The organism is Fibrobacter sp. UWB7 (assembly GCF_900142945.1).
Taxonomy (GTDB): Bacteria; Fibrobacterota; Fibrobacteria; order Fibrobacterales; family Fibrobacteraceae; genus Fibrobacter.
This window is the reverse complement of sequence record NZ_FRCO01000001.1, coordinates 983,677-1,003,278: the sequence shown is the minus strand read 5'-3', so window position 1 is coordinate 1,003,278 and position 19,602 is coordinate 983,677. Positions and strand designations below refer to the sequence as shown.

The window sequence follows — 19,602 nt, the reverse complement described above, 5'->3', positions numbered from 1 at the left end:
TGCGCCTCTTTTTCTTATATTCGTTCCATCATGTTTTCAAAGAATCCCACATCCCGCTGATCGATTTTGCCCACAACAGCGGCACGATCTAATAAACAATTTCGCATCTCGCAGCATGTTTCAGGAAGCAACGTGCACGCATGGCACGCAGCATAATTAAGTCCATTTGTCCCCTGACTTAGAGAATCAACACAAATTGGATCTGACGAACACCATGAGGCTCCCTGCAGCATACTTCTAAAAGTCTGTTCAAAAGATTCTTCAGTACCCTTCCTGACAAGTCCTCCCAAACTTCCATCGGAGTCAGAAGACGACGTATATAGCAACACCCCCGCCATATTAAGTCCATCTTTATAGGAACTATATATTCGTTCCCTAATCGAAGATCCTGAATATCCACTTTCTATAGACAATTGTCTTATTAGCAAGTGCGATAGTGTATGAAGTAAGACATATCTTGCTGAAAAATTATCACAACGTATGCCACTATGTTTCAAACGCTTATCCATTTCTTCATAACGAGATGAATTAGCCTTTTCCCATTCCGCCACTTTTTGTTCATCAAGTCGAATAAAAATACCCTCACCCAACATTTCAATTGCTGGGAGCCAATCTAGCTTATTTCGACTTAACGGCATATATTCTCCGTTAGCACTTCCTTCCGGTTTTACTCTATAAAAACCTCGCAAAGCAAGAACTTCACGAAGTCGAGTCACCAACACCATCTGCGAAATGTACGATTGTAAGAATGACGAAACATTCTCTTTACTTGAGCAAAACCACTCACCCTCATTATTTCCATTACATAAAGCGCTATACTCATCTTCATACATTTTTTGCTTCGTGAATGGCTTAGTGGTGTCAGGTCCCTTAATTGTACACATCATTTCGTCATATACTTTTTCAACACCATATTGTCTAACCAAATCTGGTACAGACATGTTTATAGCCATTTTTTTTGCGTCATCCGAATAGGATTCATCCTTAAGAGCGTTTTGCAGCCTCGAATTGCGCATAACTGCCACCCTTATTTTTTCACTCCATGGAGGGATAGTTAATGCGCTAGACGTTACCGTAAAATACACATTTGCCGCACCACGCTGCAAGACCCTTAATTTTTCTTCACAACTATTTGGATCATTGTCTTCTATTTCATTACCTAACCAAGGGCGTTTTCCTCTACATCTGTAATTAGACAAAGAGTCCTTACCCATGCTACCCGCCATGGATCGTTTTTGTCCGCATTTGGTGCATTCTATTACTATACTTTCCAATCCACCAGATTTATTCTGGAAATTAATTTTGAGATTATCATATTTCTTTTCAGGATCACATCTATCAACCGCAACAAAATCTCCTTTATGAACCCACCAACTATAAGGAAAATCTTCCAAATGACCTGAAGGGCACGCACATACAAATCTCGATGGAACTAATAGTTCTTTTTTCCCATTCTTATGATTACATTGCTCCGTCGCAATCATTTTCCAATATGGTGCTAAAGCATGACATTTTTGACAAAAAACCCAATAAGGGAATCTGTATGCGGGAATATCTCGAGAATTTTCCCTTTCGGAATATGGTGGCAAACAAAAATTTGATACTTTTAACAAATGTTCCAAATTTGGCTCACGAATAGGCTTTGCATCAGACCAATATTCTGGAGAAGCAATGATTACGGACATGTCCACCATATCAGCGATGGCTCCAGGACCAAATGTTGTAATGATTTGGGAACGTCGAATAGAGCCCACATTTTTCACCTCATTTGTTCTAGTCGCGCCACGTCCAAATGTCGGCCTGGGGAAACGATTTATTCTCAGTTTCATACCAATCTCCTACTTTATCTTTTTAGATACACTTTAGATTCATGGTCAACACTTCTCATGCTGCCCATTGTCCTAAACCGATCGTCAATATTTATGTCATCTTTCAATAAAGATTGTTCATCATTCTGATAGTTTTTATACTCAAGATCATTACACTCACTAATACGGTAAACCCATTCTTCTATTATATTTGACAATTCTTCTTCTACATAATCGACTTCTTTAGCGTCAACATTCAATACAATATCATGGATTATTCTTTTTACTTTTTCCACAATAGGCATACTCGGACTAAATCTACAGGCTTTTTTATTTTCACTAATAGAAGGCTCTAAATATCTACATAAAGCAACAAATAACGCATGGAGCCCTCTATCCCTAGCACGATCCGAGAACGGCGTCAAACTCGTTGCTTCAACATACCGATAAAATGCAGAATGATATTGCATAAATTGCTCGTAATGAGACCGGTCTCGCGAACGCATCATATTGTACAAAGCAATAACCAAGCCAGGCGTCTCACGGCCGACTCTGCTCGTTGCTTGAATGTATTCCGCATTTGTCTTAGGTTGACTTAAAACCACCATAGTTCCCAAGCGCCCAACATCAACACCAACAGAAATCATGTTAGTAGCCAGAAGAAAATCATAAACATCTTTATTGTCTTTCTTCGCACTAAAGGATTTTTTTAAATTGATTTGAATATCAGTTGTAAGCTCTTTACTACTCTTTCGACTAGTCAGTTCTGTATAATTCGGAGCATCTATTTCCAAATCTGCCGAATATTTTGAGAATTTATTTTTTTGTAAATACCACAAGCGACTATACACGTCATCTATAATTTGCGTAGCTGCAGCACCCAATTCTCTTAGCGAATTGAAGTAATCCGTAATCGTCCAGAACGAATCTATTACCGAATCCTCAAATTTTTCTTTCTGTAAATAACGCGTAGCCAACCATAACACAGCATTGATACGAATCAACGCTGTTGCCACAGTCGTTCCAACGCCCATAACGCCCAAATAAAGTCTAGCCGGAGACTGTTCTTCAGAAGATTCTACAGCAAAGAAAGAATCCCTTGCAGAAACTCCCTGTGGAGGGAACTGCGAATGGTCGCGTCCATATAGAGCTTTTATCTGATTTGCAGCATTTCTAATTGTCGCTGTTGAGGCTATAACCTTAGCAGGAATATCATTCTTCGTACACAATTGCTGAATTGCGGCCTCATACAAACCACACATCGTCCCCAAAGGCCCTGATATTAAATGCAATTCATCTTGAATAATCAATTCGGGTGTCAAACGATTATTGCCCAAGCCAAACAAGGCCTTCGGGGCGTCGTTTAGAGGAATTTGCGCAAATTTATCTACCGTCGCAACAAGAAATGTCGGCGTATAGTTGTAAATAGATTCATCAATCAAATGAATTGGCAATCCATTTTTATATTCACATCGTTCATTAGGGCAGTTAATATTCATGCGTTGTTCATTTATAGAATAATCTGCGCTATCTAATTCGGTGCCACACCAAGGGCAAACATGAATTTGAACCGGATTCGACTTCAACCGATCAGGATCCTCCCCCGACTGCATTTTAATTAAAGCGCTTCTAGCATCATCTATTTTATTAGGCGTCAACCCTTGTCCAGCCCATAAGCCTATTGAAATTTCATTAGGTCCAAGTTCATCTCTATGCCGTTGGCGAATCAATTCCATAGCGCAAATCAAAGTACTCGCTCGCTCAAATTGTTGGATCGTTAGCAAGCGCAATGTATAACGCATAATCACAAGCGTTCCATCACTTTGAGGATTACGCAATTTTTTTAGGAATATCGTAAACGCCGCAACACCTAAATACGCCTCTGTTTTTCCACCACCCGTTGGGAACCACAACAAATCCGCAAGTTTACGGTCATCGGAGTTAGGGTCTATAAAAGAAGTCAACTCCTGTAAAATAAAAGCTAGCTGGAACGGGCGCCAAGTAATCTTTTGTTCATCAACCGTTTTATTTTGGTTTTGTAAAGAACGTTTCCTTTGCGCAAACATGGCTTCATTTGCTAGAACGAAAGCCTTAAATGCTTTTTCATCATCTTCCAAATTCCTTATAGAATTGCAAATTCTATTATATGATTCATAGCATTTTTCTTTGTTTTCGCGTCCTTCCACTTTCAATTTTTCATCAACTTCAAGATGTTCAACATCTAAAGCATCAATCCATTTGTGATACTTTTCGGCAAAAGCATTCATGTATTTAATAATATTTTGCTTGTTACTAGAATCTGCAAGAAATTTCATTGAAAAAACTTCGGCAAAATCTTCGTCATCCAATGACTGCGCCCGCATTTGTTTCAAATTGAAGTCAGGAATGAATTCACAACAAATCCAAGCGGGTTCTGCTGCCGACAAGTCCCACTTCACAGCGCAACCATGCCCCTGTGCATAATATTTCACATCAGAATAGACAAGGTCTAGATTTAAAATTTCATGATCTGTTGAAAGATAAGCTCTTTGTTCAACTGTAGTAAAGATATTCTTTTGTGATTCCGACTCCAAAGCCTCAATTTTAATAGAAGGTTGAAACGCTATTTTTTCAGCATCAACAACAGCATTATCACAAGCTTTATTCATATTGAGCAAAGCTACAGTAACAATCATTTCTTTTTTTTCAGACAATCGCTTTAGGAAAACCCGTAATTCAAGACTCCCGTCTAATTCGATGGATTGACATCTAGTTTTTAAATCCAAACAAACGTTCTTCGAAAAAGAACATGATTCTCGACGCCACAAATCTTTAGGCTTTGATTCTTCGGCAGACCATTTAGACAAATCAAATCCGGATTTTTCAGCTTCTTGATAATCATAATGTTTATAAAAAGCAAAGCTTCCTTTTACACAAAAAGACTTTACACCCGTCTTTAACGTAAATGTCATTCCCACAGATGACGGTTTTATTTGATTACTCAACGAAATCGACGAATCATATTCATCGAACTTATTTTCTACAACAGAATCGACAGACGAAAGTTCTTCGTCCGTTTCAACCGAATTACTGCTATCCAACGGATATAATTTCCCAGTAATATAATACTGCGTCGGCATTTCTGTGAGAATTTCGTTATCCTCTACAGGCCCAAGCAAGTCTTTTCTCAAGAAATCAACTACAATTTCTCTTGCTTTGTAATACTCTTGAAAATTTGACATCTTTTTTCCCTTATTGTAAAGAAGTTCGTGCAAAGCCACTCATAGAAAAACCTTGCCATATCTGCGAGTTGCCAATTTTTTTTGCACTAGGAAGTATAACACTATTTGACGCAACATATGTTACAATATTTTCCACCTGGACATCTCGCAAATAAATTGGCAGCTGTTCTTTTTTTATTGTAACATGATATGGCAATCGCCACATTTGCCTAAGGGCTGCAATAATAATGTCGTTAAATTTTCTACTTGTATAACCTAGCGTTATGCTTTCATTAGTAGTGGGAGATATTCTATAGCAATACTCATAGCCATTTTGATCAGAGCCTAAGACACGTTTCTCATTCAAACTCAATGAGCCGATATCACAACGTTTAAGGACCAAGCCATCTCCCGCTTTTAAAGTATTACAAATATAATCTTGGGATTCACGATTCAATGCTAAAGAGAGTTCATTTATGTCAGCACTTTCTCCAACTTCTATCCGACTTAAAAATTTATGCTTCTGATCTTTAGTATTGGCAACCTTAAAACAGCGCCTACTTTCGTTTTTCACAACATGTATATATTGGCGAGCGATATGCGTACATATCAATTTTGATTTGGGTCTCGTTAAGGCAACGTAATGGACCTTATGCTCACACCCATCATACGCCAATTCCTTTTCTTCATCTGAAAAAATATTGTCAAGAACAACTACAGTATCGTATTCCAATCCTTTTGATTGATGAATACAACTTACCGAAACAGGCTTGTCAGCCGATTCAATGCAATCCATCAAGCACAAATCTTTGGATTTGCCTATAATTCCACTCAATATAGACGAAAGTTTATATTGTTCGTTAGTAGACTCTGTTTCTCCAATTAGGGATTTCCAATATTTTTCAGAGCCAACACCATGTAACTCAGGATATATTTTATTGAACAAATTTTGGAACTGCTCTTGAGATATCATATCATCATTGCAAGAAAGAATAATTCTCCCTACCCAATCACCAAGTGCAAATTTTTTTGTTGTATGGCAATAAAGTCGATGAGGCGTTTTACCTCTTTTAAGCCACTCTGAAATAACGATAGCCTCAGCATTCGTTCTTGTCAATATACCAACGGTTCCCGAACTCGAAATACTAAAATTCGAAAAATCTATTCTTTGTGAGGGAAAAATACTTAAAATTTTTTTCTGTGCTGTTTCACATTTGATATAATCATTCTTCAATAAGCAATCTCTAAACGGTTTCAAACTATTTTGCAATTCCGCTGATTGCCTGTGATTTTCATTTAGTTCATAAAAAAGATATGTTGTACTGAAGTCAAAATTTTGTAAAGCGAACAACCTATTATATAAGTCTACAGATGCTTTATTCTGTTCAGCAGAATAATCGTAGATTGCTTGACATAAATCTCCAAACAAGGTAAATCCACATGCATCGTTTAAAGATATGACATTTTTTAAGAGTGCGATAACGAAATCAACGCGGTCATTAACCAAATCCTGAATTTCATCTATAAAAACATGCTGATAGGGAGCCATAATTTCCCGTTCAACACCATATTTATTAAGCAGCAAAACTGCTTGATGAATTCGCTCATCATAATCCCATCTAGAAATATCTCCAACTACAATATTTTCACTTCTACCCCAAAGAAGCAAATACGTTGCAAAGGAATCTAAAGATCGCAGGTCTATCTCAAGCCATTTTCTTGATATCTCTCCATGTTCAGACGCATACTCTAGTCGTTCTCTAACAACACGAACCGCCGCCCTAGAAAAACATAAAATGGATATACTTGACGCATCTATATTATCATCTTTCAATAAGCGCTTGACCCTTTCAATCAAGGTATAGGTTTTCCCAGTACCCGGCCCCGCATTTACAACTATTCGTGCCGAGCAATCGGCATCTATAATTTCTTTCTGTGTAACGGATTTAAACTGCATAAAACGTCTCTGTACAAGTCTTCATTCGGATGTAAAGATAACTTATCAATCCAAAAAAAAGACAATCTATTTTTTCATATTTCTTGTTTTTTTTGCATCCCCAAGGTTTTAGGGGTGGTACCCCTAGGAGAGGGGGTGTCCGGAAAATCCGGTCCTTCGGCAGGCTCAGGGACCTTAGCCGGGGCTGCAGGCAGGGGGATATTTCCCCCACCAAGTGAAAACGCGGCGTCATTTTTCCATCAGTACCGCGATGTCATCCTTGTCGAAGTCCGTGCCGAAGGCTTGCCGGTAGCTCGATTCCAGCGCCTCTCCGGGGGTGCAGTTTTCCCTGAACAGGACCATGCCGCTGTCCAGGCATTCCATGTCCAACTCGCTGTCGGTGTCGATGCTTTCCGGCCGGAACGTGGACCACAGGCAATAGTCGGTGAACCCTTCCCGGATGTCTTCTTCGAGCAGGTTGTCGCCCGTGCCCGCCTGGACTTTCAGGAACGCCTTTGCGTTCTTGACCCATGCGAGTATCGCGCCGCCGAACGTATCGTTTTCCATAAGGCCTCCGCCCCGAAAGATAGATAATGTTTGTGACTGAAAATGACTTTTTGAGGGCTGCGAATTTTTTGCGATTTTGCCTGGGGAAGGGGTTGACAAATTTCAGTTGACCGAACCAGCAAATAAATGTAGATTATGGGGGTATTATGGCTCTTGAAATAAGAAATATCCTGGTTCTTACAGGCTCTACGGCAGAGTCGTTCGTTCGTGCTGCCGAAGAACACGAAAGGAATCCGCGTTGTCTCGGGCTCAAAGTTTCCTTCGCCCAAATCGACGAGATGGCCGCCTGCGCACGTTCTTACAGAGAGGCCCATAATGGAAAGAATCCGTTTAGCATCTGATTGCGCTCTTTACCCCATCGACAAGAATACCGACCTGTCCTCGTTCTGCTGCGGCGATGAGGATCTAGACGATTTCTTTCGGAACGATGCATGACAGCATCAAATCGACAATGATTCCCAAGTCTTCGCGGAACCGCCTGGAACGCAAGGTGCCCAATGCAAAGCATACGCGTACGTATCCTGCGCTCCTGATTGGACGATTGGGAGTTAACGGCTAGTTCCAACGCAGCGGCTTGCACTTGGGGAGTCAGGTCATTGATTACCTGATTTCCTGGTTTATCCACCCGGATAACAAAACTGGTTGTTGTTTTATGGTTGTCGATGCCTACAACAGGCCCGAAACGATAAATTTTTACCAAAAGAACGGTTTCCGTTTTTTTGTATTCGGACGAAAATCTCGAGAAAGAAGCCTTCCGTGTTGATTCGAGCCAGTCGTTGAACACCAGGATGATGTATCTGGACTTGATCGACTTCGTGTCGTAGAAATTTTGACACCACTGGTGACACTATGTACGAACACGTTCTTCTTCAGTCTCGGTTTTAATGTTACGGAATTCAGTTATATTTAAACATGCGCACTATCTATACTTAAGCGGTCTGCAAACTCGCGCACTCTCTAAAAGAGGTGAAAAATGGTCTTTACGGGGTGGAACTTTTCCGTCGCGAATCTCTCATTTCTATCCGCCAAAATGACAGAAACATAACGATTCCGTCCGAGGAGCGTTCCATCGATATGCACCCAATGGACTTCGAGGAATTTTGCCTTGCGCTCGGAGAGGTGCAGATGGTCAACGAATATTACCGAAAACGAACTTTACAAACAGATTCTAAATGGCAATCTGACCTTGAACGAGGGAATGCTTTACGAAATGACTATTCTTTCCCCAAAAGCCATCGAGAAATATCCAATACCTTTATGCCTTCGTATTGGTATGCTTCGTGATTCGTCCTCGCAAGTAACATCTTGGGATAAGCATCGTTAATACGCAGCAACGGGTCCGTTTCTCGCCTAAAAGTGCTGTCGCCAGAAATATCGTCGGACACCTGGATATACAATTTCTCGTCGTGCTTCATCGCCACAAAATCTATTTCTTTTTTGAATAGCACTCCAACATAGAGCTGATACCCTCGCCGTAGCAATTCCATGGCAACCATATTTTCGTACATGTGCCCATAATCCATGTTTCGCGTACCAAGTCTTGCGTAGCGGAACGAATGGTCACACAAGTAAAACTTGTCTTCCGTCGCCAAATACTTTTTCCCGCGAATGTCGTATCTTCTAATCTTATAGAATGCGAACGCCTTGCATAAGTAGTCTATATAGGAGCCGATGGTCTTATGGTTCGTTGTATCCCCAGTCGCAGTTATGGCTTTGGCTATGTTTCGGGTGGATGTTATATTGCCGACATTGTTCATCAAGAAATCTATCAGTTTTTCAAGAAAAACCTTGTTTCGAATCTTGTATTTTTTTACGATATCGCGAATGACGAGAGTGCTAAAGACGTCTTCGTTCACATAACGGAATTTTTCATTTTCCGTTTTGTACAAGAACGCGCCCGCCATACCGCCTTCTTTTAGATACGCATCAAAAGACGCTTCCGGGTTCTTGGGCTTATAGTATTTCACGTACTCGGCAAAAGAAAACGGGAACACCTGGATTTCAAAAGTTCTTCCGGTAAAAAGCGTGGCTAAATCGCTGCTGAGCAAAAATGCATTCGACCCTGTCACATATATGTCGTATTTTTCCGTAGCGTGCAGGCTATTCAAGGCCTTCTCGAACGAATTGCAAAGTTGTACTTCATCGATGAACAGATAATTGTTCTTCCTAGTGTTGTTTTTCACACATTTTTTCCTCAACTTGGGCGCCTCGACGCATCCCCCGCCCAGGGTGGTCTCAGGTCCTCGCAGTTCATGTCAAGCTTACGACCAACGCCCACATGGACTGCAAGTTTCGTATATCGACTTCAGCGCTTCGCCCAAATTGACGATATGGTCGCCCGCGCCTGTTCTTACAGAGAAACCCATAATGGAAAAATCCGTTGAACATCAGGATGATGTATTTGGATTGGATTGACTTCGCGTCGTAGAGATTTTGTACCCCTCCGGTGATACTGAATACGAACGTAATATTCTTTTATCTGTTGTTTTTTGTTCGTATTTTTTATAGTTTATCCCTACCAATTATTTTAAGGAGTACACATTATGAGAAAACTGATTCTTCCTATTGCTGCCTTTGCTATGGCTTCGTTTGTTGCCTGTAGTGACGACAGTTCCCCCAACGCTCCGGCCGCAAGTCCGAAACAGGATACGCTCCCGGCGAGTGTTGAAAAGTTCTTTGATCTGGACAACAACTATACTTGCTCCCAGACTGTGAACAAGTGCGCAACGGTCGTTGTCACGGGTTATTCTGAATTGGCCCAGTGCAACGGCGCCCAGTGGGATATGCAGACTTTGGGCAATCCTGTGGCGGGTTGCGAAAATGCAGCTCCGGCCACGAATCCTCCTGCAACTGATACGCCTGCTACAGGCACGCCCACTACTGATACTCCGGCAACGGGCGCGATGGTTTCTTGCGATGTCCCGGGTGTCTTTGGCGAATGCCTTGAATATCCGGCAGGCAGTGCAGAAGCGGCGGCGATAGAAGCCCAGTGTGTGAGTGTGATGATGGGGACTCTCGGCACGGGTTGCGCAAAGTAATCTAAATCTTTAGAATGGATGGAAAAGTCGGCCGCAGGGTCGGCTTTTTTGTATCTTGTCATCAAACCTAAGGAAACGAAAATGAACGGTTTTAGAAAAAATTTGGCGATGAAGGTCGCTATCTTTGTTGTGTCTGCGGTTCTTGCGGCGGGGGCGTCCGAAGATATTAAAATCGTTAAAATCAACGATGACAATTTCGAAAAGGAAATTCTGCAATCCAAGAAGCCTGTGATTCTTGAAGTTTCGTCGACGAGCTGCCCGCCGTGCCTTGTCATGATTCCGACGCTTATCGGTATTGCGAAAAATTACAGCGATATCAAGATTGCGTCTATCGGGATTGACGAGCCTAATATCGAGAAAATCAAGAATACGCTCCCGATTCAGGCGTTTCCGACGTTCTTTTTCATCAAGGATGGTCGCATTATCAACCAGCGTGTGGGCGTCATCAAGGAACCGGAGCTTCTGAGCGCTTTGGATTACACGCCGAAGCCGAATGCAACGCAAAAGGCGAAGAGCAAACCGAAAAAGAAAAATGCGCACAAGAATCTTGTCTGCAAGGTGGATGGCCAGTTCAATGGACTCAAGAATCTTGTGACGATTTCGTTTGTGTTCGGCGATTCAGAAATTGAAAATGTTGATATCGTGACGGATGTGTTTGTGCCGCTGGAGCAGTTCGACAAGCGCGACCAGATGATGGAACATATCCGCGCGAGTGGCAAGGGCGAGGTGGCCCCGACGATGACGGGGTTCCAGATGCATATTGACAACGATTGCCGGTTTATGAAGGCGATGGACATGAAGCGCACTTCGACTTATGGCGAAATGCGTGCTGGGCTTGAATTGCAAGGTTTTACTTGCAAGTAGTTTTGTCATTCCGACAATAAAAACGCTCAAATTGCTGTGAAATACCCCCTTTATGGGGGTATTTTTTATTGTGGTAAAAAGGATGTGGTATGAAAAACAAATTTCTCTTTTTATTTTTGGCGGTTTCTGCTTCTCAGGCCGCGGTGAATCTGGGTGTAAGTCTTGGCGATAGCATCAAGCCGGTGACGCATGTGGCGACGGGCTCGCTTTATGGCCTTACTGAGAGTCTTCCGAGCAATATCGAGCGTGATGTCGCCCCGCTCAAGCCGAACGTGTTCCTTTCTCCGGCGCGCAGCGGTAACGGTCGCCAACAGCCGATTGGTGGGGCTTTCCTTGTGGCTCCCCGTGTCGAAAGCATTGGTGCGAAAATTCAGATTCGCCTTGCTGACGTTTTGCCGGGATGGCCGTACAAGTTCCAGAATATGGACCACTGGAAAAATGAAGTAAAATCGGTCATCAACGACAAGCTTAAATCAAACAACAAGAATTTTGACGGTTACGAAATCTGGAACGAGCCGAATGACACTTGGAAATCGAATATCGACTTCAATTCCGGTCTCTGGAAACAGACTTACGATTTGATTCGGCAGATGGACCCTGGTGCAAAGATTATCGGCCCTTCGTACTCTTTCTACCACGCTTCACAAATGGAAGCATTTATCAAGTATTGTGCACAGAATAACTGCTTGCCCGATGTCGTGAGCTGGCACCAGTGGGGGAGTGGTGGCTTTGTTGGAGCTGTCGAAACCTACCGCGCGCTTGAAAAAAAGTATAACGTGACTCCGCGTCCGCTGAGCATCAACGAATATTCTTCGACGGAGCATTCCGAAGAAGGTTGCCCGGGTTTGTCGGTGCCGTTTATTGCAAAGTTTGAACGTCACGGCGTCGAAAGCGCAATGATTTCCTGGTGGTTTGTACCGCTTCCAGGTCGTTTGGGGAGCCTTCTCACCAAGGACAATGAACGTGGTGGCGGCTGGTGGCTTTATAAGTGGTATGGCGACATGAGCGGTTACATGGCTAAAGTGACCCCGCCGAACGACAAGAGCGATGGCGTGGACGGTTTTGCCGCTCTCGACAAGAAGAAGGGCTTTGCAAGTATCGTGCTTGGCGGCAACACCAAGGGCGATGTGAATGTGAATATTTCGGGCATCCCTGCAGAATTTGGCAGTCAGGTAAATGTCTCTGTAGAATATGTTGTATGGGAAAATAAGGACAAGGCTGTGCCTTCGACCACGACTGTATCAAATAAGGATTACGATGTTAGTGGCGGAAAGATTACGGTGCCTGTAAATATCACGAATACAAAGTATGGCTATCGTGTGTATATCACGCCGATTATTCCGCAAGCCCCTTACAAGGATACGGCTATGGAGATTCCTGGTAAACTCGAAGTCGAAAATTACGATGTAGGCGGTTCGGGCAAGGCTTATCTTGATTTGGATGATGACAACAAGGGTGGTGAATATCGCGAAGACGCTGTTGATATCGTGAAGGCCGGCGATGGCTATGCCGTTGGTTACACGCAAGAGGGTGAATGGCTTGAGTACACTGTGAAGGTTGCTGAAAAAGAAGATTACGCGGTTTCAGTCCGCTATGCGACTTCTTCGGAAAATACGGGCGTGAAGCTGTATGTCGATGGCAAGGTCGCCTTGGACAATGTCGCGTTCCCGCAAGGCGCGGACTGGGAAACTTATTCGACGGTCGATGCCGGGAAGGTGAGCCTTTTGGCGGGCGAGCATGTGCTCAAGCTTGAAATTGTCGGAAACTACGTCAATATCGACTGGCTGAACTTTGAAAGCGAAAAGACGATTGCGATTGGAAAGCCTACGCTGCACGCTGTTCCGCATGAGGCTAGTTATGATGTGTTCGATATGCAAGGTCGCCTTGTTGCAAAATTGAATGCGTTCGGCTCCGAAAGTTTGCGCTCAAAAATTTCAGCTACGGTGAAGCGCCCTGGAACCTACATTGCAAAGCCTCAAACGGGCGGAAAAATGTTGCGAATTTCGGTGAAATAGGTTAAAAACTTTATTCGCTAAAGTTTGTTTAAAACTTGCGCCAAAAAGCCGGTTCCTTATGGAGCCGGCTTCTTTGTAGGAGTCTATGAATTTTTCAAAATGTGCTGTAGCAAGGCGGTACAGCCTTCGTTGACGTCTTGCCAGGTGGCTTCGAAATCGCCTGTGTACCAGGGATCTGCAACGTCGCGGTTTTTGCCCGCCCAATCCATGAGGAGTGAAACTTTGTGAGCTCGGGAATCACGCGCATCTTGTTTCTGTGTAGGTTCTCGGGCTTCTTGATACTGTGCGAGTTCTCGTTCGTAAATGTCACGGGGTAAAATCCAACGGAGATTCCGCAGGTTATTTTGATCCATGAGCACGATGTAGTCGTAATGGTTGTAGTCAGCGACGGTCATTTGTCGGGCCGTTTTTCCGCTACAGTCGATTCCGTGACTGGCGAGCATGCGCCTTGCGGGCGGGTACACCGGATTTCCGATTTCTTCGGTGCTTGTCGCTGCAGATGCTATCTCGAAGTCTGCGGCGGTTAACGCTGTGTTCGTCGTGACTTGTTTTGCGGACGAACTAATGTCGCGTACCAACTTTTTCATTACAAATTCTGCCATCGGGCTACGGCAAATGTTCCCGTGACATACGAACAAGATTTTTATCATGCGTCTTTCCTAAGGCTTTCCAAGATTTTGTAAAGCGTGCTGTAAAGCGACTTTGCTTCGTCTTCTGACAAGTTTACACAACTTGCCATGGACTTAGGAACGCTCGCTGCTTTGTGCTGCAACTTTTCACCTTCATCGGTCAGGCTTACCGAAAGGCAACGCTCGTCGCTTGCTTCGCGGGTGCGCGTGATGTAGCCTTTGCTCTCGAGCTTTTTCAGGAGCGGTGTGAGCGTTCCCGAATCGAGGTAGAGCTTTTGTCCGAGTTCAGTGACGTTACATTTTTTCTCTTCCCACAACACGAGCATCACGATGTACTGCGTGTAGGTGAGGTCGAGCGGCTCCAGGAATGGCGCGTAACGACGCGTGATTTCCTTGGATACTGCATACAACGGAAAGCATAGTTGATTTTCAAGTTTTAGTTGAGGACAAATCATTGCACCTCCTAAAGTAGTTTTTCAACGCAAGAACGTACGTCCTCCATTTTGGCAGTGGGTTCAAAACGGGCGACAACGTTGCCTGCGCGGTCGATGACGAACTTTGTGAAGTTCCACTTGATATCAGGATTGTTCTTGTAATCCTTGTCGATCTTCTTCAGAAGCATGGCCATTGCTGCCGCCTTGACGCCGAATCCAAAACCTTCAAAGCCCATTTTGGATTTCAGGTAGGTGTAAAGCGGGAGCTCGTTGGGTCCGTTCACGTCAGACTTTTTCATCTGCGGGAACGTGGTGCCGTACTTGAGCGTGCAGAATTCATGGATTTCTTCGTCAGAGCCTGGGGTCTGGTTCATGAACTGGTTGCACGGAATGTCGATGACTTCGAAGCCCTTGTCGTGGAAGTCTGTGTACATCTTTTCAATCGGCTTGTAATGCGGGGTGAATCCGCAGCCGGTCGCCGTGTTCACGATGAGCATGACTTGGCCCTTGAATTTAGAGAGTGGAACTTCGTTGCCTTTACCATCGGTAAGTGTGAAGTCGTAGATTGTCATAATTTTTCTCCATATACACTGTTTTATTTTACACAATTAAATTTTATAAAATTTAATTTGAAAAGTCAATAGTTTTTGCTATAAAAAATTCTTATAAGCAGAATTATTGTGATTTTAGGCAATTTTTGACGCTAAATCTTGTTATTTCTACATTTTACACCATGAAATCGATAGAAGTTGTCGCAGGTGTTATCGTAGATGGCGGGCGCATTTTTGCCACGCAGCGTGGGTATGGCGACCAAAAAGATGGCTGGGAATTTCCGGGCGGCAAGATGGAACCGGGTGAAACTCCGGAACAGGCGCTCGTTCGCGAACTTCAGGAAGAGCTCGCCATTGAAGTAAATGTTGGCGAAAAAATTTGCACGGTGGAATACGATTACCCGAAATTTCACCTGACGATGCATTGCTTTTATTGCTCGCTCGCTGCAGGCTGCAAGCCGAAACTCCTGGAACATGAAGACGCCAAATGGCTTGACCGCACAAACTTAAACACTGTCAGCTGGCTCCCCGCTGACGTGGAAGTCGTAAAACATCTTTTGTAGAGTCATCCCGGATTTATTCCGGGATCGCCATCTTGTCTAGCTTTCCTTAATGAGACTTCTCGCGAGTTCGGTCCCTTCGAGGAGTTCGCCTAAGAATTCGCAGTAGGGCGTCGGAATCCCGTGAGCCTTCCCGAGCTTAGTGATGGTTCCGCAGAAATACGCGTTCTCCGTTTTGCGTCCGGCCTCGATATCTTGCAGCATGGAACACTTGCCGAGCGGTGTGTAGTTGCATGTGAGTCGCAGGTTTTCTTCAAGATCTTCGTTTGTAAGCGCAAAGCCTTCGGCGTTTGCTACATGAATGACTTCGTTCCCAATTTTACGCACAAGCGATTGCATCACCGGGAAATTGAAACCCGCAAATGTCGAACGGCAAATGGCTCCGATTGAATTGAACACCGTGTTCATCAAGAGTTTTTTCCACATTTCCAAGCGGATGTTTTCTGGAATCTTGTGGACGATGTGCGCTGTTTCAAAAAGCTGGTGGATGGCTTCGATACGTTCGGAACGGTGGTTGTCTTTTTCACCAAAGAGGATGATGCCTCGGCCAGCACAGTCAATGTTCCCGTGCTTGTTGATGGACTGCAAATTGACGATGAATCCGTACAACGTCTTTTCTGCACCGTAAACGCGCTCGATTTCTGTTTCGGAATGCACTCCGTTCAAAAGCGAAAGTAACGCTGTGTTCGGTCCGACTGCATTTTTCGCTTCTGCTAGCGCTTCGTTGAATTGCAAATTCTTGGTCGCAAAAATCACAAGGTCAACGACCGGGACTTCGTCCGGCGTGACAAAGTTGAAGTCCGCCTTTTTCCCGTTGATGACGATTCCGCTTGCCTGATAGCGCGCCTTGCGTTCGGCATCCATCACGCAATAAAGCTTGTTCCCGAGAACGCTCAAGAGTTGTTCTGCCACAACGGCACCGACAGCCCCGAGACCCACAACTGCAACTGTTTCAATCTGCTTCATGGTGAGAAATATATCAAATTCTAGGGTGCTTGGCGGTAAAGGCGGCGCTTGTGCAGTAGGTCGCTCGTTCCCTTTGCATCGGCTACAGCGGTAAACAGGGGGTGCAAAATTTTTTGGCGGTTTTGGGCGCGAGCGATTTATATTTATGGTATGAAAAATTTGAAGTTTGCGATTCTTGGGTGTGGTCATATTGCGACAAAGATGGCCGCTGCTGTAAAAACTTTGGAAAATCAGGGGATGGGCGTAGAATGCTACGCCGTGGCTTCCCGCGATTTGGAAAAGGCGACTGCTTTTGCCAAGGAATATGGCTTTGGAAAAGCGTATGGCAGTTACGAGGAACTTGTTGCGGATTCTGCAATCGATTTGATTTATATTGCGACGCCACACTCGCACCATCATGAATTTGCAAAACTTTGTATTGAACATGGCCGAAATATTCTTGTCGAAAAGGCTTTTACGGCGAATGCAAAACTTGCGGCAGAAGTGATTTCGCTCGCGCATGATAAGGGCGTCTTTTTGTGCGAAGCGATGTGGACGCGATTCTTGCCTGCGCTAGAGACGATTCGTAGCTGGATTCGCGACGGTCGCGTCGGGAATGTTGAATCGGTTGAAGCTGATTTCTCGATGAAACTTAGCGATAGGGACCGTATGCATGACCCTGCGCTTGCGGGCGGTGCGCTTTTGGATATCGGTATTTACAGCCTTACGTTTGCGGACTTGTTCCTTGGCACACGCGAAACTTCTGATGGCAATTTCGTCCGCAACGAAATTACATCGATGGATTGCAGATGCGTCAAGTTCAAGACGGGCGTGGATGCGAGCGACTGGATAAATCTCACGTACGAAAACGGCCAAAAAGCATATCTTAAGACATCGATGGTCTCGCCGACGCATAACGAGGGCGTGATTTACGGAACGGCTGGGCAAATCCGTGTGCAGAACTTGAATGATATGGTGAAACTGGAATTGCTTGATGATGCCGGAAATGTCGTTGAAACCGTTGAGCCTTCGCGTCTCTGCAACTGCTACGAATACGAAGTCCTTGCATGCAAGGAAGCGATTGAAAATCCCGCACAGTTCCGGCACGAAATTTGCGACCTCTCGGCTCCTCGCTCACTCTCAAAACAAATTATTTGGGAGCGCCCGGAAATGACTCATGCCAAAACGATGGAATTCATGACGCTCATGGACAAAATTCGCGAGCAGTTTGGCGTGAGTTACACGTTTGAAGTTTCTCCTAGTGAAACATGGAATCGTAGCGGCGACAAGTCTATTTTGCAAGTGTTCGATATCGAAACTGGCGAAGCAAAAGTTCTCAAGGAATTCGACTGCGTGATTGAAGCGCCGAACTGGAGCGCTGACGGAGCGTTCCTCACGTACAATAGCAACGGTCGCATATTCAAGTACGCGCTTGCGACAGGTGAGGTGACAGAAATCGAAAGTCATTATGTGGATAACTGCAATAATGACCACGTTCTTGATCCGGATGGTAGTGGCGTTTACGTGAGCCACCACACCAAAGAAGACGGCCTTTCCCGCATTTACAAGATTTATTTTGATGGCCGCGAACCGCGATTGGTGACGCCCCTTGCGCCAAGCTATTTGCATGGAATCACGCCTGACGGAAAAACGCTTGCGTACTGTGCCGAACGCAACGGCTCGTATGACATTTACACAATTCCGGCGGCGGGCGGTAACGAAACTCGTCTCACGACTGCATTTGGACTGAATGACGGTCCTGAATATGATTGCAATGGCGAATATATCTGGTTTAATTCTGAGCGCTCTGGACGCATGCAGGCATTCTGCATGAAGGCGGATGGCTCCGAACAAACGCAGATGACGCATGACTTGCATTGGAATACCTGGTTCCCGCATATTTCGCCGGACCGTCAAAAGGTTGTGATGGTGGCGTACACAGAAACGGATGTGCGCCCGGGCGAGCATGTGCCTAACAAAAATGTGGAACTCCGCTTGATGCACCGCGCACTCCCTGTAGAATCGAATTGCGCATCCCCTGCAGATTCTTGGTCTGCACCGCAAACGATTCTTAAACTCTTCGGCGGTCAAGGAACTATCAATGTCAATTCCTGGGCTCCCGACAGCAAACGCTTTGCTTTTGTAAGTTACGTTCACGGCAACGATTCATCCAACTAACACCCCTCCTCGGAACGGAAACGCACTTACAAAAACACAAAAAGCCCTCGCGAATACTCGTGAGGGACTTTTGTATAGGCTTCGCCGTCAATTACACGTTCTTCACACAGCGGATCGAAAGTGCGTCGGATCTGTACACGCCTTCGATATCAACGGAATTGTTGGTAATGCTCAGGCGGAATGCGTTAGCCTTGCCGTATTCATCCTTGCTCCAGAAACGGGCGCGTCTGCTGAAATGGCAGAAGTTGCCGTTGTCAAAGCGGTAACCCGCCGGGAGCGCAAAGAATCCGAACGTATCCTTACCTTTGTTCTTCCACATGAATTTGCCGCGCAACTCACCACCATCGGACTTTGCGTCAATATTGCTGAGGAGTTGTTCCCATTCCTTGTTGCTCGGAATATGCCAACCTTCTGGGGCAATGCCCTTGTAGTTCTTGTCCTTGATTTTGTTGTACATCTCGATGTCTTTTGCCGTAGACTGTTCAGCGTATTCATCGGGAATGTCCAAAGCCTTTGTCCATGTGTACAAACGACCGAACTTTGCAACGTTCGATTCTTCGTTGTTCGGAGCGTAGCTACCGTCGGTCTTGAAACGCAGGTTTTCTGCCATCCAGACCTGGTTTCCGATTTGAATGGTGCGGTACGTTTCGCCATCGCGGGCGTCCGTGAATGTCCCGTACTTGAACTTGGCTTCGTTTTCCTTGATGCAGTCGTCGTAAGGCGTATGGTTCAAGGCTTCGGGCGCATTCTGCTTGGATTCCTTGCTGATTCTACGCCCTAGGGCGTATGCAGCGACGACGATGACAATGAGAACAAAGATATTGAATATGATGAATGAAATATGCATATGAACCTCCGTATGTTTAATGTATAATCT

Annotated in this window: 16 protein-coding genes and 2 pseudogenes; 8 read left to right on the top strand and 10 right to left on the bottom strand. The window is 44.5% G+C overall.

Translation table 11 applies throughout. The features are described 5' to 3' along the window. Positions 1-14: 14 nt before the first annotated feature. The 4 genes from BUC30_RS04145 to BUC30_RS04130 all read right to left on the bottom strand — a co-directional run bounded on the left by BUC30_RS04145 (position 15) and on the right by BUC30_RS04130 (position 7,511). Positions 15-1,829, bottom strand: a complete 1,815-nt coding sequence (locus BUC30_RS04145) for a DUF1998 domain-containing protein (RefSeq protein WP_073423653.1) — start codon at positions 1,827-1,829, stop codon at positions 15-17. A gap of 14 nt (positions 1,830-1,843) precedes the next feature. Further along, complete coding sequence (locus BUC30_RS04140; RefSeq protein ID WP_083555487.1) at positions 1,844-5,062, bottom strand: helicase-related protein; 3,219 nt, start codon at positions 5,060-5,062, stop codon at positions 1,844-1,846. After that, positions 5,040-6,965, bottom strand: coding sequence for a UvrD-helicase domain-containing protein (locus BUC30_RS04135; RefSeq protein ID WP_073423652.1), 1,926 nt, complete (start codon positions 6,963-6,965; stop codon positions 5,040-5,042). Before BUC30_RS04135 ends, BUC30_RS04140 begins: the two co-directional genes overlap by 23 nt. Before the next feature lie 228 nt (positions 6,966-7,193). Next, positions 7,194-7,511, bottom strand: coding sequence for a hypothetical protein (locus BUC30_RS04130; protein ID WP_073423651.1), 318 nt, complete (start codon positions 7,509-7,511; stop codon positions 7,194-7,196). Between the two features lie 146 nt (positions 7,512-7,657). Here BUC30_RS04130 and BUC30_RS04125 point away from each other — a divergent pair, with 146 nt between their 5' ends. Then, positions 7,658-7,852, top strand: coding sequence for a hypothetical protein (locus tag BUC30_RS04125; protein ID WP_073423650.1), 195 nt, complete (start codon positions 7,658-7,660; stop codon positions 7,850-7,852). Positions 7,853-8,519: 667 nt separating this feature from the next. Continuing rightward, positions 8,520-8,660, top strand: a pseudogene (locus tag BUC30_RS16490) (ATPase); the annotation flags it as partial. A 65-nt stretch (positions 8,661-8,725) separates the two neighbouring features. Here BUC30_RS16490 and BUC30_RS04110 read toward each other — a convergent pair. Next, a complete protein-coding gene (locus BUC30_RS04110) occupies positions 8,726-9,694 on the bottom strand; it encodes an ATP-binding protein (RefSeq protein ID WP_211518001.1) in 969 nt (322 codons plus the stop codon). 360 nt (positions 9,695-10,054) lie between these two features. Here BUC30_RS04110 and BUC30_RS04105 point away from each other — a divergent pair, with 360 nt between their 5' ends. From BUC30_RS04105 to BUC30_RS04095, 3 genes are all read left to right on the top strand, one after another. Continuing rightward, positions 10,055-10,549, top strand: a complete 495-nt coding sequence (locus tag BUC30_RS04105; protein ID WP_073423647.1) for a hypothetical protein — start codon at positions 10,055-10,057, stop codon at positions 10,547-10,549. 81 nt (positions 10,550-10,630) lie between these two features. Then, positions 10,631-11,413 (top strand): thioredoxin family protein, encoded by a 783-nt coding sequence (locus tag BUC30_RS04100; RefSeq protein ID WP_170861497.1) that lies wholly within the window; start codon positions 10,631-10,633, stop codon positions 11,411-11,413. 89 nt (positions 11,414-11,502) lie between these two features. After that, the gene (locus BUC30_RS04095; RefSeq protein ID WP_073423645.1) at positions 11,503-13,428 is read left to right on the top strand and encodes a carbohydrate-binding protein; all 1,926 of its coding nucleotides are present in this window, start codon (positions 11,503-11,505) and stop codon (positions 13,426-13,428) included. Between the two features lie 83 nt (positions 13,429-13,511). Here the strand turns inward: BUC30_RS04095 and BUC30_RS04090 are convergent, their stop codons facing one another. Genes BUC30_RS04090 through BUC30_RS04080 form a run of 3 tightly spaced genes read right to left on the bottom strand, consistent with a single transcriptional unit; the run spans position 13,512 to position 15,063 of the window. Next, positions 13,512-14,078, bottom strand: a complete 567-nt coding sequence (locus tag BUC30_RS04090) for a low molecular weight protein-tyrosine-phosphatase (RefSeq protein WP_073423644.1) — start codon at positions 14,076-14,078, stop codon at positions 13,512-13,514. Continuing rightward, complete coding sequence (locus tag BUC30_RS04085) at positions 14,075-14,512, bottom strand: MarR family winged helix-turn-helix transcriptional regulator (protein ID WP_073423643.1); 438 nt, start codon at positions 14,510-14,512, stop codon at positions 14,075-14,077. The genes BUC30_RS04090 and BUC30_RS04085 overlap by 4 nt, the downstream gene beginning before the upstream one ends. A gap of 8 nt (positions 14,513-14,520) precedes the next feature. Further along, complete coding sequence (locus BUC30_RS04080; RefSeq protein WP_073423642.1) at positions 14,521-15,063, bottom strand: glutathione peroxidase; 543 nt, start codon at positions 15,061-15,063, stop codon at positions 14,521-14,523. Between the two features lie 161 nt (positions 15,064-15,224). Between BUC30_RS04080 and BUC30_RS04075 the strand changes: the two genes are divergently transcribed. Continuing rightward, complete coding sequence (locus tag BUC30_RS04075; RefSeq protein ID WP_073423923.1) at positions 15,225-15,605, top strand: (deoxy)nucleoside triphosphate pyrophosphohydrolase; 381 nt, start codon at positions 15,225-15,227, stop codon at positions 15,603-15,605. A 36-nt stretch (positions 15,606-15,641) separates the two neighbouring features. Here BUC30_RS04075 and BUC30_RS04070 read toward each other — a convergent pair whose 3' ends face one another. Then, positions 15,642-16,568 carry a ketopantoate reductase family protein gene (locus BUC30_RS04070; protein WP_073423641.1) on the bottom strand — a complete coding sequence of 309 codons (927 nt, stop codon included), beginning with the start codon at positions 16,566-16,568 and terminating at the stop codon, positions 15,642-15,644. 150 nt (positions 16,569-16,718) lie between these two features. Here BUC30_RS04070 and BUC30_RS16485 point away from each other — a divergent pair. Then, positions 16,719-17,075, top strand: a pseudogene (locus tag BUC30_RS16485) (Gfo/Idh/MocA family oxidoreductase); the annotation flags it as partial. A gap of 705 nt (positions 17,076-17,780) precedes the next feature. Then, entirely contained in the window at positions 17,781-18,725 is a 945-nt protein-coding gene (locus tag BUC30_RS16480) for a TolB family protein (RefSeq protein ID WP_348536612.1), read from the top strand. A gap of 91 nt (positions 18,726-18,816) precedes the next feature. Here the strand turns inward: BUC30_RS16480 and BUC30_RS04060 are convergent, their stop codons facing one another. Further along, a complete protein-coding gene (locus BUC30_RS04060; RefSeq protein ID WP_073423639.1) occupies positions 18,817-19,572 on the bottom strand; it encodes a fibrobacter succinogenes major paralogous domain-containing protein in 756 nt (251 codons plus the stop codon). Between the last annotated feature and the right edge of the window lie 30 nt (positions 19,573-19,602).

Bases quoted from the DNA above. Each gene is read 5' to 3' on its own strand.
- BUC30_RS04145 (WP_073423653.1), bottom strand. From the start codon at position 1,829: ATGAAACTGAGAATAAATCGTTTCCCCAGGCCGACATTTGGACGTGGC.
- BUC30_RS04135 (WP_073423652.1), bottom strand. From the start codon at position 6,965: ATGCAGTTTAAATCCGTTACACAGAAAGAAATTATAGATGCCGATTGC.
- BUC30_RS04130 (WP_073423651.1), bottom strand. From the start codon at position 7,511: ATGGAAAACGATACGTTCGGCGGCGCGATACTCGCATGGGTCAAGAAC.
- BUC30_RS04125 (WP_073423650.1), top strand. From the start codon at position 7,658: ATGGCTCTTGAAATAAGAAATATCCTGGTTCTTACAGGCTCTACGGCA.
- BUC30_RS04105 (WP_073423647.1), top strand. From the start codon at position 10,055: ATGAGAAAACTGATTCTTCCTATTGCTGCCTTTGCTATGGCTTCGTTT.
- BUC30_RS04100 (WP_170861497.1), top strand. From the start codon at position 10,631: ATGAACGGTTTTAGAAAAAATTTGGCGATGAAGGTCGCTATCTTTGTT.
- BUC30_RS04095 (WP_073423645.1), top strand. From the start codon at position 11,503: ATGAAAAACAAATTTCTCTTTTTATTTTTGGCGGTTTCTGCTTCTCAG.
- BUC30_RS04090 (WP_073423644.1), bottom strand. From the start codon at position 14,078: ATGATAAAAATCTTGTTCGTATGTCACGGGAACATTTGCCGTAGCCCG.
- BUC30_RS04085 (WP_073423643.1), bottom strand. From the start codon at position 14,512: ATGATTTGTCCTCAACTAAAACTTGAAAATCAACTATGCTTTCCGTTG.
- BUC30_RS04080 (WP_073423642.1), bottom strand. From the start codon at position 15,063: ATGACAATCTACGACTTCACACTTACCGATGGTAAAGGCAACGAAGTT.
- BUC30_RS04075 (WP_073423923.1), top strand. From the start codon at position 15,225: ATGAAATCGATAGAAGTTGTCGCAGGTGTTATCGTAGATGGCGGGCGC.
- BUC30_RS04070 (WP_073423641.1), bottom strand. From the start codon at position 16,568: ATGAAGCAGATTGAAACAGTTGCAGTTGTGGGTCTCGGGGCTGTCGGT.
- BUC30_RS04060 (WP_073423639.1), bottom strand. From the start codon at position 19,572: ATGCATATTTCATTCATCATATTCAATATCTTTGTTCTCATTGTCATC.